This window comes from Colwellia maritima, from assembly GCF_022669015.1.
GTDB classification, from domain to species: domain Bacteria; phylum Pseudomonadota; class Gammaproteobacteria; order Enterobacterales; family Alteromonadaceae; genus Colwellia; species Colwellia maritima.
On sequence record NZ_JAKKSL010000002.1, the window covers coordinates 379,385 to 394,134 of the forward strand.

The window sequence follows — 14,750 nt, forward strand, 5'->3', positions numbered from 1 at the left end:
TTAAGTCTTAATTCGCCAAGCAGCATTTAAACTTAGGATTTTTAGGTTTAAGCCCGTCAATGAATCAAACGATTAGAACTCAAGATACTGAATCGGCTGCTGTAACTGCTTTAGGCTTATTTTATCATAGAGACGATGCAGTAAAATTGGCAGAGATGTTAAATACAGATAGCGGCCAAATAAATGGTGTGCAGGTTTTAGATGTTGATATGGTAAATGCAGCATTACAACGTGATAGTAGTGATCGTGGTTTAGCAACAGATTCTTCTGAGAGTACGCCAACCAGTATGTATAATAATGGTTTTTGGGCTTATGACCTAAGCGCGTCATCTGTCATGGATAACTGTAGTTCAGAAACTTGGATTCCTTATATGTCTGGCTATGGTGGTATTGGTATTCTTATGTTACAGGCCAAGTATTTCTTTTAAATTGGTAAAAAAAGGGTTTAAATAACAAAATGATTAGTCGATTAATACATATCAATCATAAAGCTGAGGAAAGTTTACAAAGCCAAATTCGTACGAAAATGGTGGAAGGTATTCTTGTTGGCTCTTTTCCTTCTAATAGTAAACTCCCTTCATCTCGTAAGCTTGCAAAACAACTTAATGTTTCGAGAAATACTATTGTTTTAGTGTATCAAGCTTTAATTGACGAAGGTTATTTAATTTCAAAAGAACGAAGTGGCATTTTTGTTAGTAATGATATCCATAAAGGTTATGTCACTATTACTCCCAAACTGTCAGAATTAGAGAGTGAAAACTATAATCAAAAAACGAAATCAGTTAGCACTGTCCGCGCTAATAACCCACGAAGAAACAATTACAAATTTAAAGGTGCCTTATTAACTACCAGTGAAACCTCTTGTCCCGTAAATTGGAGGCGATATAGTTTTCCTTTTATTGACGGTAAATTTGACTCGTCACTTTACCCAATTAAGGAATGGCGTGATGTAAACAATCGCGCTAATGCCAGTGGTGAAATTTATCAATGGTCTGAATTGCAAGGTTTGCAAGATGACCCTATGTTGCTTGACGAAATCAGAAGTAAGATTTTACCTCGTCGAGGTATTCAAGCAAGTAGAGAAGAAATATTAATCACGGTTGGTACACAACAAGCGTTACATTTAATCAGCAAACTGTTTGTTGATGATTCTGTCACGGTAGCAGTGGAAGAGCCAGGTTACCCTGAAATGAGGGAGTTATTATTACAACAAGGGGCTAAGTTGGTTTATCAAGAAATTGACGATAAAGGAGTAGTAGTGGATGACAAACTCAATGACTGCGACATTATTTACACAACACCAAGCCATCAAACACCTACCAGTATTACTATGTCAATGGAACGGCGTGATCAATTACTTAAAAAAGCCCAAGAACATGACTTTTTAATTATTGAAGACGATTTCGAATTTGAGAGTAATTTTTTGGGGCACCCTCATCCAAAGACTCCGTAGTTTAGATAAGAATAATCGTGTAGTTTACATTTCTTGTTTATCAAAAGTATTAGCTTCTGGCGTACAAATAGCATTTATTGTTGCGGATAGGACGGTTGTAATTGAACTTAAAAAACTACGGAAAATGGTAATGCGTAATCCACCTTTGTCAAATCAACGGGCTGTTGCTTATTTTTTATCTTTAGGCTATTACGATGCGTTTATGATGCATTTGCATAAAGTGTTTTTTGAGCGTTGGTTGGAGTTAAGAGAAGCCTTAAACATTTACTTGCCTAATTGTATCGATACTGGGCCTATTCAAGGGGGGACTGCGTATTGGATTACAGGGCCTAAGGAACTTGATGGTGATTATTTGCGAGAAAAAGCAGCTGAAATAGGTATTTTAATAGAGCCAGTTAAGCGTTATTTTGCCAGTTCAGCCTATCCTGAAAACTGCTTCCGTATGGGGATTACTAGTATTCCCACCGATAAAATTCGATCAGGGGTTAGTAAACTTGCTGAGTTGATTCACCAATTGATCGCTGAATTTGAAGAAAAGTTATCTGATGCCAAAGGTCATTTATTAACCCATTATTCACTAAAAAAAATATTATCAGGTGCTGTTTTGGAGTGTCAGATGGTTTATGGCGTTCCCTGCATTATAGAACTCTTAAATGACGGTACTATGGTGGGGCAAACAGGAGGAAAGAATAGTGAATCTGATATTGGTCGATGGTGGGTAGACGGGGATATTTATTATCGCCAGTGGAATTTATGGGGCTATGGTGAAGTGAAAGGCTTTTATGTCATTATGGACGGTAATGAAATGAAATGGTTTGATCAAAATTACTGCTTTGTTCGTCAGTTAGATTATCTTAACCGTTCCCCCTCGCTTATGGCACAAAAAAAATGATGTTATACCTTATTCAAATCTGGACCCACAACCAGTAGTCATCTGGCACTATCGTTTTATCAATTAAACTTAGTACAGTAGATTTAACTTAAATTAGCTTCATAAATATGACATTGAGAATTACTTAATGAGCCATTTTTCCATTGCAGGTATGCAACTTTCACTTCCTTGTGGTGATAATTTAACAACCATTGGTGAAGAAATTACTAAAACTAAAAAACGTTTTCCATGGGTAGATATGATTGTTCTCAGTGAACTTTTAACTTACGGCCCGGAAAAAAAATATGCTGAAAAACTGCCCAGTAAAGCAGAAATATTTTATTGTGAGTTAGCTAAAAAGCTTGATATCTGGCTTATACCAGGCTCAGATTATGAAATAGATGGTGATGATATATTTAACACAACATCTGTGATTAATAATCAAGGTGTTGTTATTCAACGTTATCGTAAAATATATCCATTTTGCCCTTATGAAACGGGGGTTTCTTGCGGTCAGGATTTTGTTGTTTTTGACGTGCCTCAAGGTAGGATAGGTGTGGCTATCTGTTACGATCTTTGGTTTCCAGAAGTAGCACGCAGCTTAGTTTGTTTAGGCGCTGAGGTACTTATTTACCCAACGCTCACCGGCACGATAGATCGGAACGTTGAATTATCAATAGCAGAGGCTACAGCAGCAATGAATCAATGTTATGTGATTGCTGTTAATGGCTTAGGTGACTATGGCAATGGAAAGTCTATCATCGTAGCACCTGATGGTAGCGTTATTCACCAAGCAGGTATCAATAAAGAAATATTTCCCGTTGAAATTGATTTTGCTTTGGTTCGTCGTAATCGAGAGCGAGGCCTGCATGGTTTAGGGCAACCACTGAAGAGCTTTAGAGATAACTCAATATCCTTTGCTTTTGCTACGAAAAATAATCGTAAAAGCAGTGAGTTAAGTAAACTTGGCGAATTAAAAATCCCAAAAAGCTAATCACTAAATCTGGACCTATAACAAGTCTAAAACTGGCACTATGCCATGTGGTTTGATTGCTCTAACCTAAATTCAGTCTAAAAATACAACAATAGATTCTGGGAAATATCATGAACAAAACAATATTTAGTAAATCAGTAGTATCAAGTGCAGTTAGTGCTGCCTTATTGATGTCTTTTACATCGATTGAGGTTAATGCAGCCGATGCGCCAGTAGCAGAAAAAGGTAAAATCGAAATAATAGAAGTTACCGCAAACCGCCGTGCACAAACCATTCAAGAAATTCCGTATAATATTTCAGCCGTTTCTGGTGAGGAACTTGAAAGTCTTGGTATTATTGACGCTTCAGATCTTATGCGTAATGTGGTGGTATTACCGTAGTTGACCGTGGTTATCGAAATTCTGGCGCTGTTAATGGTGTTATTATTCGTGGGGTTAATGTTGATGGTGGCTCAAATGGTGATGTTGCTTTGTCTGCTGTACCGACCGTTGCTTCTTATATTAATGACACGCCGATGTTCGCCAATTTCATTTTAAAAGATGTTGAAATGGTTGAAGTATTGCGTGGGCCACAAGGCACCTTATATGGCTCAGGCTCTTTAGCGGGGACGGTTAAATATAGAATGAATCGTCCTGATGTAGATGAGTTTAGTGGCTCTGCCAGTGTTAACTTGGGGCAAGCTGAAGGCTCAGATGGCTTTAATTTAAATACTGATGTTATGCTTAATTTACCTATTTTAGATAATTTTGCCATTCGTGCTAATGTTGGAAAAATTGATAATGATGGCATTGTTGATTATACGAATGTATATAACTTAAATGATAATTCCCGAGCGCCGATGGCATCTAGTCCTTCGGCTAGCTTTGATCCAACAGGTGGTTTTATTCCTTCGAGTGATTACAATGCCCTGACAAGTAATGGTGATTTAGCAACGGGTGGCAATACTTTTAGAAGTGTCAAAGATGCGGATACTGTTGATATTACTTATGGTCGAATCTCAGCATTGTTCGAAGCTACAGATGATTTGAAATTATTATTAGCTTATCAATTCCAAAATGATGAAATTGGTGGCCGACGTCAAGTGACACGTGGCACAAATTGGACTGAAGGAAGCGAGCAATCTTACGGTGATTATGAAAATGGTGCCGTATTATTAGAGCCATCAGATCGTGATGTATCATTAACAACGTTAGAAGTAGAGTGGAATTTAGGCTTTGCAACGTTGACTTCAAGTTCGTCGAAATATTCACATGAAGGTAATTCGATTAGCGATAACACAGGGTTTTACGCCCAAAACGATTGGTTTGGTGACCTTTATTATGGTTCTCCACGTCCTTTAGCAATGGCTGACCGTGGTTACAAAGAAGATGCATTCGTGCAAGAATTACGACTAGTATCGAACAAACGAAAAGCTAATATAGACTGGGTTGTTGGGGCCTATTATATGGATCAAGATACCCTATCAACACAAGACAGTTATATGCCAGGATATCAGGAGTGGGCATTTGCTGCTTATCCATCATGGTGGGATACCATGGGGGATTTTGGTATGGTTTATACTGACAATGATTTTCATTATGTCAGAAACCAAAACTTTAAAGATACCGCTATTTTTGGTGAACTCACTTATCATTTTTCAGACAAATTACGGACAACCGTTGGCGCTCGTTATTTTGATAATACATTTACTAACAATACCGTACTTTCATTGCCTATATGGCCATTTTTAAGTGATGAACCAAACTTTGATACTGATGAGAGTGATACCTTGTTCAAAGGGAATATTTCTTACGATTTATCTGACGACACCATGTTATATGCAACTTACGCTGAAGGTTATCGTCGTGGCGGAGCCAACGCTGTACCGTTAAGTGGCTCTTTACAAGAAAGGCCTGAGTGGCAGCAATATACTTCAGATTCGGTGAACAACTATGAGTTTGGTGTTAAAGGTTACTTAGATGGTGGCGCACATAGTTATACCGTTTCAGCCTTTTTAATTGATTGGCAAGACCCACAGTTAAATACGGCAACGTCATGGGGATTTTTTGCTGTAGCTAATGGTCAATCGGCTCAAACGTCTGGAATTGAATTAGAGTTGCAAGGTTACTTAACAGACGATTTACATTATGTTGTAGGTTATGCGTATGCTAAAGCAGAATTAACTGATGATTTTTATGCGCCTTCAGGGATTAGTGCAACGGATCCAACGTATTTAGTCGCGTCTGATGGTACTCGGTTACCATCAACACCCGAAAGCACGATCAGTGTTTCACTCGACTATACTCATACACTGGATAATGACATGTACTGGATTAGCCAAATAAATGGTTATTTTCAATCTGATACAGTTAATGCTTTAGGTGAGGGTAAATATCAAGCAGATATTGATGCTTTTTCTATCTGGGGAGTAAGCACCCGTATTAGTGCGGATGATTGGGATGTAACGCTCTACGTTAAAAATTTATTTAATGAAGACGGTGTAACGGGCATTATTCCTGAAAGTGCGATGGGCACAGACCCAAACAGAAAACTTTTTAGGTAACTCATCTAAAGATTATATCAGCCGACCAAGAACTATCGGCTTGTCGGCAACCTATAAGTTTTAAATGATTGCTAGCAGCAGCGTCGTTGGTTTTGTTAACGAATGTCCCAGTTGCTAGCGATAACACAAAAAGTTATGTTGTTGTAACACTTTTCTTTTGCTGAGTATTGTATGCTTAATAATAATAATTTCTTTAACGCTAATCTGCCCACTAACCAGAATGATATTGAGTCAAGGCTAGATCAAGCTTGGACTTATATTAACGAAAGAAACGTGTCTTTAGCGCAACAAGCTTGTCAAAACATTAATCAAGATTTTCCAATGAATGCAGATGGCCGGTACGCGACTAGCTTTTTAGCTTTTCAGCTCAAACAGCTATCAATTGCTATTAATACCATTGATAAGGCAATTCACTTACAGCCTAATAATTTACAATGGCAATATCAAAAGGTGATGACTTTATTATCGATGTCTGACAAAGTTCAAGCCATAAAATTGGTGGAAAATCTTAAAAACCAATCATTGAATAACATTAGAATGTGTAGTGATTTTGCTGTTATGTTCACTCAGCTAACGGATTATAAGCAAGCAAGCTTTTATTACCAACAAGCCTTAATTCTAGTTAGTGAAAGCACTGTTAATGAAAAGCAGCAGGCAAAGCAAAGCGCTCAACTTTATTTTAATTTAGCTTCAATTGAACGCTATCAAGGTAAAATCGAGTTAGCAGAGCAACATTTAAATCAAGCTATTTTGTTGAATCCACAAGATTATGAAGCTTATCTTTTGCGTTCTAGTTTGAAAAAGCAGACTCATGAGAACAATCATATAGAACAGCTTGAACAACTGTTATCAGAAGGGATTACACATCCTATTGCTAAAGCACAAATACATTTTTCTTTAGCAAAAGAATTAGAAGATTTAGCTTTGTATTCACAAAGTTTTAATCAGCTTAAGCAGGGCGCAAAAACGCGACGTGGCCGAATGCAGTATGATGTTGAGCATGATTTGTCTACTTTACATGAGATCAGAAAAACCTTTAACACTTCCTTATTTAGAAACAAAGCAAACGTCATTACAAATTTGTGATAATAATGAGGCTATTTTTATTTTAGGTTTACCTCGAACGGGTTCAACGTTAGTTGAGCGCATTGTAGGAGCGCATAGTGATGTTTTTAGTCTTTGGAGAGCTTAATAATTTTGCTTTGTGTTTGATGGATGAAGTAAAAAAAGTAACAACAATACCGCCAAAATCTAGCGCGGAATTAGTGGCGTTAACCAGTAAAGTTAATTTTAAAACATTAGGTGAAAGTTACATTAACAGCACTCGGCCTGAAACAGGACACACCAAATATTTTATCGATAAACTACCGTTAAATTCTTTATATGTAGGCCTAATACATTTAGCACTTCCTAAAGCTAAAATTATTCATGTTACACGCCATCCTATGGATACTTGTTACTCTATTTATAAACAACTTTTCACTAATGGTTATCCATTTTCTTATGATCTAGTTGAACTCGCTCAGTACTTTATTGAGCACCATAAAATGATGCAACATTGGTATGCTGAACTTCCGAATGTAATACACCCCGTGGCCTATGAAGATGTGGTTAATGACTTGTCGGGGCAAGCACAGAAATTAATAACTTATTGTCAGCTTGATTGGCAAATACAATGTAGTGATTTTCAAAATAATCCTGCACCCTCAACAACAGCAAGTGCAACACAAGTACGGCAACAAATTTATAAAAGCTCAACAGGAAAATGGCGTCAATTTGAAAAAGAGCTTTTACCCATTAAACATTTATTAGAACAGGCGGGTATCTATTGTGATTAATAACCCCTGTTCGGAGCATTCAATGTCAGAGCAAAGTAGTAAAAGTATTAACAGTCAGTCCGTAAATAACCATTCTCCGACGCCGCAAAAGGTAACAAATTATTTTGATAAAATAAAAGTAACACCCAACGGTATGTTTGCACGGATTATTTTGGCATTTTTAACTACGGCCGGTATTTTTTACATTAATATTATGCCTGCAGTGGTTAATGGTTTAAAAGAAGGATTGGCGTTTACTAGTCAACAAGTTTGGTTTTGTTAGCTCTGCCAATTTGTATGGTGCAGCAATTGGCGCATTATCTGCTGTGTTTCTCATTAAACACATTTGTTGGCAACGTTGGTGTTACGTCTTATTATTAACGCTTATTGTAATAGATACTTCGTGTATTTTTATTACGGAGCCTATTACCATGATCTCGATAAGAGCAATACACGGCTTAACAGGAGGTTTGTTGGTAGGGATAGGCTTTAGTATCATATCAAGAACATCTGAAGCAGATAAAACCTTTGGTTATTTACTTTTAATTCAGTGGGGATTAGGTGGGTTGGGTATCATGTTTTTACCTGGCCTAGTGCCAGAATACGGCACTAGTGCTTTATTTGCTTCTTTGGTCACCTTTACGATAGTGACCTTGATTATGCTGCCTTTTTTACCTCACTATACAATTGAAACGTTAGCTAAACCAACACTAGGTGAGCAGCTAAATAAACAGAAGTCGTCATATTTACCCTTACAGTTAAACTTGTTTGGTATTTTCTTATTTCAAGCTGCCAATATGGGATTATTTGCTTATATGATCAGTTTAGGTAAAGCGGATGGTTTATCGATGGAATTTATGAGTAATGCCTTAGGTGTTGCCAGTTGGGTTGCATTAATAGGCGCATTTTTAGTGATAATTATTGGCACTAAGTATGGTCGAACCATACCTTTGGTTATTGCTATTGTACTTACCGCTTTTTGCAGCCGGCTTTTACATTTTAGCAGCAGTGAGATGGTTTATTTGATGGCAAATATAATTATTGGCATCACGTGGGCATTTGTTTTGCCCTATTTGTTTGGTATTTGTTCAGAGCTTGATAAAAGCGGTCAAATGGCTGCACTTGGTGGGTTTGCCTCGAAAATGGGGTTGGCATCAGGTCCTATGGTTGCCGCGCTTATGCTTCATGGTGAAAATTATCAACAAGTCATCAATTTTGCCGTAGTTGGACTTGTGTTATGCGCTATTGTCGTTTTCAAACCGGAGAAGGCTTGATATTAACTAATCATCATATTTATTTGTTCTAACTCTATTTAAGCTCAATTTTGTTTAATAATACCTTAATTTATTGAAAGTTAAGGTTAATTATACTCTATGTTCTATTCACTATGGTGAGAAAGTTCTTCATAATTCAAGGTGAATTTACGTGTCATTAGCCGGTTTATTGCCAGTAAGCCAAGTATGGTCATTTTTCATCCTGATATTCCTTATGGCACTAAAGAGCCACTTATTTTTGTCTTTTAATTAGCTAATCTAATGCAGTTCTAATTTTAATCGATTCGAACATTTTATGGAGAAAATAACACTAAAAAAGTCAATAATAAAACAACAATAGGCTCTTTATGAAACAACACATATTAAAAAAACTACAACACCATAAATCGAAATTATTAGCCAATGCTTTAATTAGTATATTGGTACTTTTTTCACCTCAAAATTTGGCGGGCAGTTGGCAACAAAATGTTGCTATTGGGGGATTTAATAATGTTCATATCTACACACCTGACTCAAACTCAACTATAGGCACAGGTAAATCTTTACTGATAGTTCTACATGGTTGCGTTCAACCCATTAATAATTATCTAACGGCAAAATTAGAAGACGCAGCTGAAGCTCATGGCATGGTTATCGCGCTACCTGATGCTATGAATAAAGCAGGTTACAGTTGCCGGTCATATTGGCAAGGAACGGTATCTCGTACCTCTGGCGACTATCAAAATCTCATTAGTCTAGCCAATACCTTAAGTGGCGATACTAGTAGAAGTATTGACCCTGACCAAGTTTATATTCCGGCTTATCTTCTGGTGCGGCAATGTCAGCGCAAACCGCTTGTTTAGCACCCGATATTTTCTGCCGGAGTCGCGCCAAGTCTTGGCCCTACCATTGGCACAAGCTCAAATGGTGCTATTACTACTTGTGAAACTGTATCAACTTCAACGTTTAAATCTCGATGTGAAGGTTATCTTTGGCTCAGCTAAAAGTCATTTTGCTACACAAATAGCAGCAATAGGGCATGGTACAGCAGACACTACGGTAAACACTTGTTATAACCAACAAAATGCTAATGGCTTTGCTACAGTTTATGGGGTTAATCAACTGTCAGGCACGAATAATATTAGTGAAGGTGCGGGACATACTGCTTCAGAAACCTTATGGGAAAACAATCGAGTAAGCATGCTATGGTTTGATAACTTAGATCATTCTTGGTCTGGTGGTGCCGGCGCTTCGGGTGATTACATTGCTGATGACAGTATTAATTTTGCTGATTATCTAGGTCAGTTTTTTGCTGACAATAACCAACGTGTTGATCGAAATTCTGGTCCTGTAGTTAGCAATCATAGCGCTATTGAAAATAATAGTACTCTAATCATTAGTGGCAATGCTATTGATACTGAAGGTAGTGTGACTAATGTTGCTTTAACTGTTTCTGCGTTAGATTCTGGCTTGCCAGTAGTGATTGAAACGTTAAATAGCAGCGTAAATAGTAGTAACAATTCGTATAGCGCTACTACAAGTGTGTTAAATGATGGTTTATATCAAATTACGGCCATTGCAACAGATAATGAAAATAAAGCAGGAGATGCTGTTTCTATCACAACCAGAGTAGGGCCAGAGCCTCCGGCAACACCACCTACGTTATCAGGTATTAGTGCAGCAGTTTCAGGACAATGCGCCACGATTACCGGTGTAGTGATTGACGTTAACCAAAATCTAACCCAGGTTGTTGTTAATTTTGCCAATGGCAATATCACTGCCGCTCTTAACGGAAATCAATATACTGCAGAAAAATGTAGCTTACCTGGTGGCAGTAATACCGCCACAGTAACTGCTACCGATGCTAGCTCATTATCAAGTACAGACAGTGTTCAATTTACTATTGATGCAGGTGTTACTGGTGATTACAACCTTCATATTAACGAAGGACACATTACATGGGGCAATGGTTATTCAGCCTGTTACCTTGAATTTGGCACCGCAGCCTTTACTATGCGTGAATATCCTTCGGGTACTAATCAGTGTCAGTGGATAGCCGATGGTGCGCCAAGCTGTCTTTGGTTTAAGCCAAAATTGTAGCGGTGGAGGTAATGGTAACCCAGACACTGACAATGATGGCATTGCTGACAGCGCGGACAATTGTCCTAACGATATCAATGTGGATCAAGCGGATAATGATAACGACGGTATAGGTAATGTTTGTGACAGTACGCCTAATGGCGGTGTTGTTGATACTGACAATGATGGCATTGTTGATAGTGTCGATAATTGCCCAAACAATGCTAACGCAGGTCAAGCGGATAATGATAACGACGGTATAGGTAATGTTTGTGACAGTACGCCAAATGGCAGTTTTACTTGTACTGACATAACGTCGAGTAACTATGCCCATGTGCAAGCAAGCAGAGCGACCACAAATGGTTTCTATACGTTCTCGATAGGTTCAGGAGAAAATATGGGATTCTACAATATCTATTCTTTAACAACTTTGGCAGAAACATCAGCAAACTACTATGAAATTGGTAGTTGTCCTTAATTGTTAAACTAAGTTTTGGTTAGTTAACCTGAACTCGGTTTAAAAGATAGTTAACAAATTGAAATAAAAGTAAAAATTATTTTAATATATCTCTAGCTTGATAGTTTTTCTTAATTCAAGGAAAATTTCGCGTCAATAGCCGGCCTATTGCAAGAAAGTTTAACGCAGAAGTAAGGAAAAATAGCTGCTAGAGAAACATTTGTTAAGCCGAGCTCAGGTTAGTAATGAAATACACCACGTCTGATGGCGTGGTGTCATTAGCCATGGTATTTAGCAGCAAGTATTTTTACTCCATTGTATATGTGACGTAGGAAACTAACAAAAGTTAAAAAACAAGCTGATATCTATGGGCACACATGGCTTATATTATTAAATACATCGGTAACCGTTTTTCCTAAACCAATAGCGCCACTATCTGTCATCTGGGTGATAATGACTTCGGGTAAAATCAAGCTAGTATGCCCACCAAAACCAGAAAGCATAGGTGCTTGTGTAGCTCTACCACAGGCACTCATGTCAGTAATAGCACCAATGTGTAAGCGCCAAAAGCCATTGTCATAATGTAAATTATTAGTATTAGATGGCAGTCCTTTAATTTCACCTGTTATCACTTCATTTATCATGACAGGGTCGAGTAAATCACCACTTACCCCTTCATCTCGGATGTATTGAACAACACGAACGACATCATTTAATGTCGCCGAAAGGCCATAACCTCCCCATGCTTCATGAGTATCCGTAGTTCGTTGTGTACCACGAATATAATGACTTAACCCTATCTTATTATAAAGTGGAATTAAGATGTCATTAAAGGCATCTTTGTCTTTTCCTAATTTACTTTTGATAAAGGCTGTAGCGGCATAACCTACTAATTCAGTATCTGTGGTGTGATAAACACTGTAAGTGCCTGGAGAAACTTGCTGTGGCCGGCCATTGCATGCGAAGTATGCCCGCTCTTTTCTTGTCGTGGGAATAAAGTAATGATCAATAATTTCATGACTTGCTTCATCAACCTCAAAAATGGGGGATTGATAATTTCCTGTTGCCATATCGAGTGCATGCTCAATGGTTACTCCGTCCCATCGGTTATCTGAACATTCGGGTACTAATTCTTTAATAAATAAATGTTTAAATCCTGGGTATTGTTTTTCAATAGCGGCAACTACAAGAAAACCATGAAGTGTTTTAGTAAATGAATAAATACCTATCGTTTTTTCAGCGCAATATGGGTGGTCGCCATAGCGTGTATTGCAACCTTTGCTATAGCTAATATTATTAACTAAAATGCTATAACCATTTAAGTCTGCTGCATTAATGGCATAGGCATAATTTGCTAAATCAACACCAGGATAGTCGATGACTAGCTCAGACAAAGGCTTAGTAGGGATTCTTGCAGCCTCTTCAATATCTCTATCCTTGATTACTTGAGCTTTGTTTTCGATAGTATAATTATTGTAATGGGCAGTTAACGTACCATAAAATTCGAACCCGTAAAATTTGCAAGTTTCGCTCACATTTTGTACGTGAACATTAGAGATTGAGCCATCATTTTTAAACAAAAAGGTTGCTAATCCATTTGCTTCACAGTTTTGATTGTTTTCTTTAAGCGTATATGGAAAGGCGGCTCTAGTAAAACCCTTGTCATCTGCTTCATCCCAAACGGCTCCCACACCGGTGATAGACCAAGCAGCAGTACCGATAAAACCATGGCCCCTATCGACAGGAATTAAGCGTTCGCCGTCTTGTACAAAAGCATAAGAAAAGCTAGGCCATTGCCGATATCCTTTTGGTAAATCACTAGATGAACCATAGTTTTGTTTAAATATAGGGGTACCCGTTATTGTTAAATTTCCCTCGAAAATATTAGTCGCTTTTAAAGGATTGTCAGGTAAAAAAGCATTTGTTGAGAAGGCATTATTTGAATCTGAGTCTGTATTTAAATAATCAAAGCTTGCTTCGCTTCTTGTAGGTGCTGCTGTAGGTGCGGATATAGTTGGTTGAACTACAGATGGTGAATTCTTGACATTCTGGTCGCCACCATTGCCACAGGCATTTAAAAGAAAAAGGCTAAAGAGAGTAATTGATTTTAATACATTCATTTAAATACCTAAATTAAAAAACTAAATTCATGATCTTGTGAGATTTGTGAGATAGCTAACATACAAGCTTACAACTATCATAAAGGTTGTCATATTAAGTTGTAGTACCAGAACATAAAGAGGGGTAGTGCCAGTTGTAAGGAAGTTAACGTTAAGATTTGTCCCCAACAGCGACTTTTAAGCATTGAAAAAAAGCATTGGTAATTAATTCATTTGTTCCTTTTTTAAGTCGAATTGCCTTAAAGGTATTTTGATAACCATAAAGCTCGTCAAATAAAGGCTTCATTTTATGTTTTACCCCCCAATTAGCAACCATATGCTTAGGTAGAATACCAAGATACGCCCCGCTTAAAATAAGTGTAGCTCTTGCTTCTTGATGATGTGCTTTTGCTGTTTTTTTCCATAACATCATGTCTGGGTGGGGTTCACGCCCGTGCATTAAGCGCGGTGATTCAACAAAAGAATATTGCTGCAAATCTTGTGGCGATATTTTATTTTGGTGATAAAGTGGATGCCCATCAGCACAGTACACAAGCATTTTTTCTGAAAATAGGGATATGGATTCTAATTCATTAAATCGTTCGGATAAGACGGTAACCCCAACATCAACTTTTTTATTTTGCACAGCAGTAGTTACTTCATCAGAGCTCATGGTGCTTATTTTTACTTCTACATCGGGTGCTATATCAGTAAAGGCTCGCAGAGCGCTAACTAGGCAAGAACCATGTACACCTAACATGTGTTCAGCAAAGGCTATGTGTAGAAAACCTAAAAGTCGATGATGTGATTGATTTATTGTTGTGCGAAATTGTTCCAGTGCAGCTAATAAATCCACCGTAGCGTTATAAACAATATGCCCATGTTCTGTTAGTCTAAAACCGGCACGTCCGCGTTCGCATAAGTGCATATTCAACCTTTTCTCTAAATCAGAAATATAATTAGAAATAGTTGAGTTAGCTAAATTGAGTGGAATTTCTGCAGCACTAAAACCGCCAAAATCTACAACGGCTTTAAATACATTCAATAAACGTAGATCAATATCGGCAAGTTGCCTTGATAATGCTGCTTTCTTTTTCCCCATGATTATCCTTAAATTAAACTAACTATTACATTTGTATATCCAAATGTAAGTTATAGCAAGTAATTATATAAACGAACTGATTA

At 37.6% G+C, this 14,750-nt stretch carries 16 protein-coding genes; 14 read left to right on the forward strand and 2 right to left on the reverse strand.

Going from position 1 to position 14,750, the window contains the following annotated elements; translation table 11 throughout:
• Window positions 1-59 precede the first annotated feature (59 nt).
• The 14 genes from L3081_RS11865 (at window position 60) to L3081_RS11925 (ending at window position 11,487) form a co-directional block, all read left to right on the forward strand.
• On the forward strand, window positions 60-428 hold the full coding sequence (locus tag L3081_RS11865) for a hypothetical protein (RefSeq protein WP_242286355.1): 369 nt from the start codon (window positions 60-62) through the stop codon (window positions 426-428).
• A 29-nt stretch (window positions 429-457) separates the two neighbouring features.
• Window positions 458-1,453 (forward strand): aminotransferase-like domain-containing protein, encoded by a 996-nt coding sequence (locus L3081_RS11870; RefSeq protein WP_242286356.1) that lies wholly within the window; start codon window positions 458-460, stop codon window positions 1,451-1,453.
• Between the two features lie 130 nt (window positions 1,454-1,583).
• Window positions 1,584-2,345 (forward strand): aminotransferase-like domain-containing protein, encoded by a 762-nt coding sequence (locus L3081_RS11875; RefSeq protein WP_242286358.1) that lies wholly within the window; start codon window positions 1,584-1,586, stop codon window positions 2,343-2,345.
• A 127-nt stretch (window positions 2,346-2,472) separates the two neighbouring features.
• Window positions 2,473-3,318: a carbon-nitrogen hydrolase family protein gene (locus tag L3081_RS11880; RefSeq protein WP_242286360.1), complete on the forward strand. Its 846-nt coding sequence runs from the start codon at window positions 2,473-2,475 to the stop codon at window positions 3,316-3,318.
• Between the two features lie 110 nt (window positions 3,319-3,428).
• Complete coding sequence (locus L3081_RS11885) at window positions 3,429-3,698, forward strand: hypothetical protein (RefSeq protein ID WP_242286362.1); 270 nt, start codon at window positions 3,429-3,431, stop codon at window positions 3,696-3,698.
• Between the two features lie 44 nt (window positions 3,699-3,742).
• The gene (locus L3081_RS11890) at window positions 3,743-5,860 is read left to right on the forward strand and encodes a TonB-dependent receptor (RefSeq protein ID WP_338027354.1); all 2,118 of its coding nucleotides are present in this window, start codon (window positions 3,743-3,745) and stop codon (window positions 5,858-5,860) included.
• 171 nt (window positions 5,861-6,031) lie between these two features.
• A complete protein-coding gene (locus L3081_RS11895; protein WP_242286366.1) occupies window positions 6,032-6,946 on the forward strand; it encodes a tetratricopeptide repeat protein in 915 nt (304 codons plus the stop codon).
• On the forward strand, window positions 6,879-7,052 hold the full coding sequence (locus tag L3081_RS29070; RefSeq protein ID WP_420839727.1) for a sulfotransferase: 174 nt from the start codon (window positions 6,879-6,881) through the stop codon (window positions 7,050-7,052). Before L3081_RS11895 ends, L3081_RS29070 begins: the two co-directional genes overlap by 68 nt.
• On the forward strand, window positions 7,027-7,698 hold the full coding sequence (locus tag L3081_RS11900; RefSeq protein WP_242287025.1) for a sulfotransferase family protein: 672 nt from the start codon (window positions 7,027-7,029) through the stop codon (window positions 7,696-7,698). Before L3081_RS29070 ends, L3081_RS11900 begins: the two co-directional genes overlap by 26 nt.
• A 22-nt stretch (window positions 7,699-7,720) precedes the next feature.
• Window positions 7,721-7,960, forward strand: a complete 240-nt coding sequence (locus L3081_RS11905) for a hypothetical protein (protein WP_242286368.1) — start codon at window positions 7,721-7,723, stop codon at window positions 7,958-7,960.
• Between the two features lie 10 nt (window positions 7,961-7,970).
• Complete coding sequence (locus L3081_RS11910) at window positions 7,971-8,951, forward strand: MFS transporter (protein WP_242286369.1); 981 nt, start codon at window positions 7,971-7,973, stop codon at window positions 8,949-8,951.
• 347 nt (window positions 8,952-9,298) lie between these two features.
• Window positions 9,299-9,793 (forward strand): alpha/beta hydrolase family protein, encoded by a 495-nt coding sequence (locus L3081_RS11915; RefSeq protein WP_242286371.1) that lies wholly within the window; start codon window positions 9,299-9,301, stop codon window positions 9,791-9,793.
• 46 nt (window positions 9,794-9,839) lie between these two features.
• Window positions 9,840-11,030, forward strand: a complete 1,191-nt coding sequence (locus tag L3081_RS11920) for an alpha/beta hydrolase family protein (protein WP_242286373.1) — start codon at window positions 9,840-9,842, stop codon at window positions 11,028-11,030.
• Complete coding sequence (locus L3081_RS11925; protein WP_242286375.1) at window positions 10,990-11,487, forward strand: thrombospondin type 3 repeat-containing protein; 498 nt, start codon at window positions 10,990-10,992, stop codon at window positions 11,485-11,487. Before L3081_RS11920 ends, L3081_RS11925 begins: the two co-directional genes overlap by 41 nt.
• A 344-nt stretch (window positions 11,488-11,831) precedes the next feature.
• Here L3081_RS11925 and L3081_RS11930 read toward each other — a convergent pair whose 3' ends face one another.
• Both L3081_RS11930 and L3081_RS11935 read right to left on the reverse strand, forming a co-directional pair.
• Complete coding sequence (locus L3081_RS11930) at window positions 11,832-13,586, reverse strand: hypothetical protein (protein WP_242286377.1); 1,755 nt, start codon at window positions 13,584-13,586, stop codon at window positions 11,832-11,834.
• 151 nt (window positions 13,587-13,737) lie between these two features.
• Window positions 13,738-14,667 carry a LysR family transcriptional regulator gene (locus L3081_RS11935; RefSeq protein ID WP_242286378.1) on the reverse strand — a complete coding sequence of 310 codons (930 nt, stop codon included), beginning with the start codon at window positions 14,665-14,667 and terminating at the stop codon, window positions 13,738-13,740.
• Window positions 14,668-14,750: the final 83 nt, after the last annotated feature.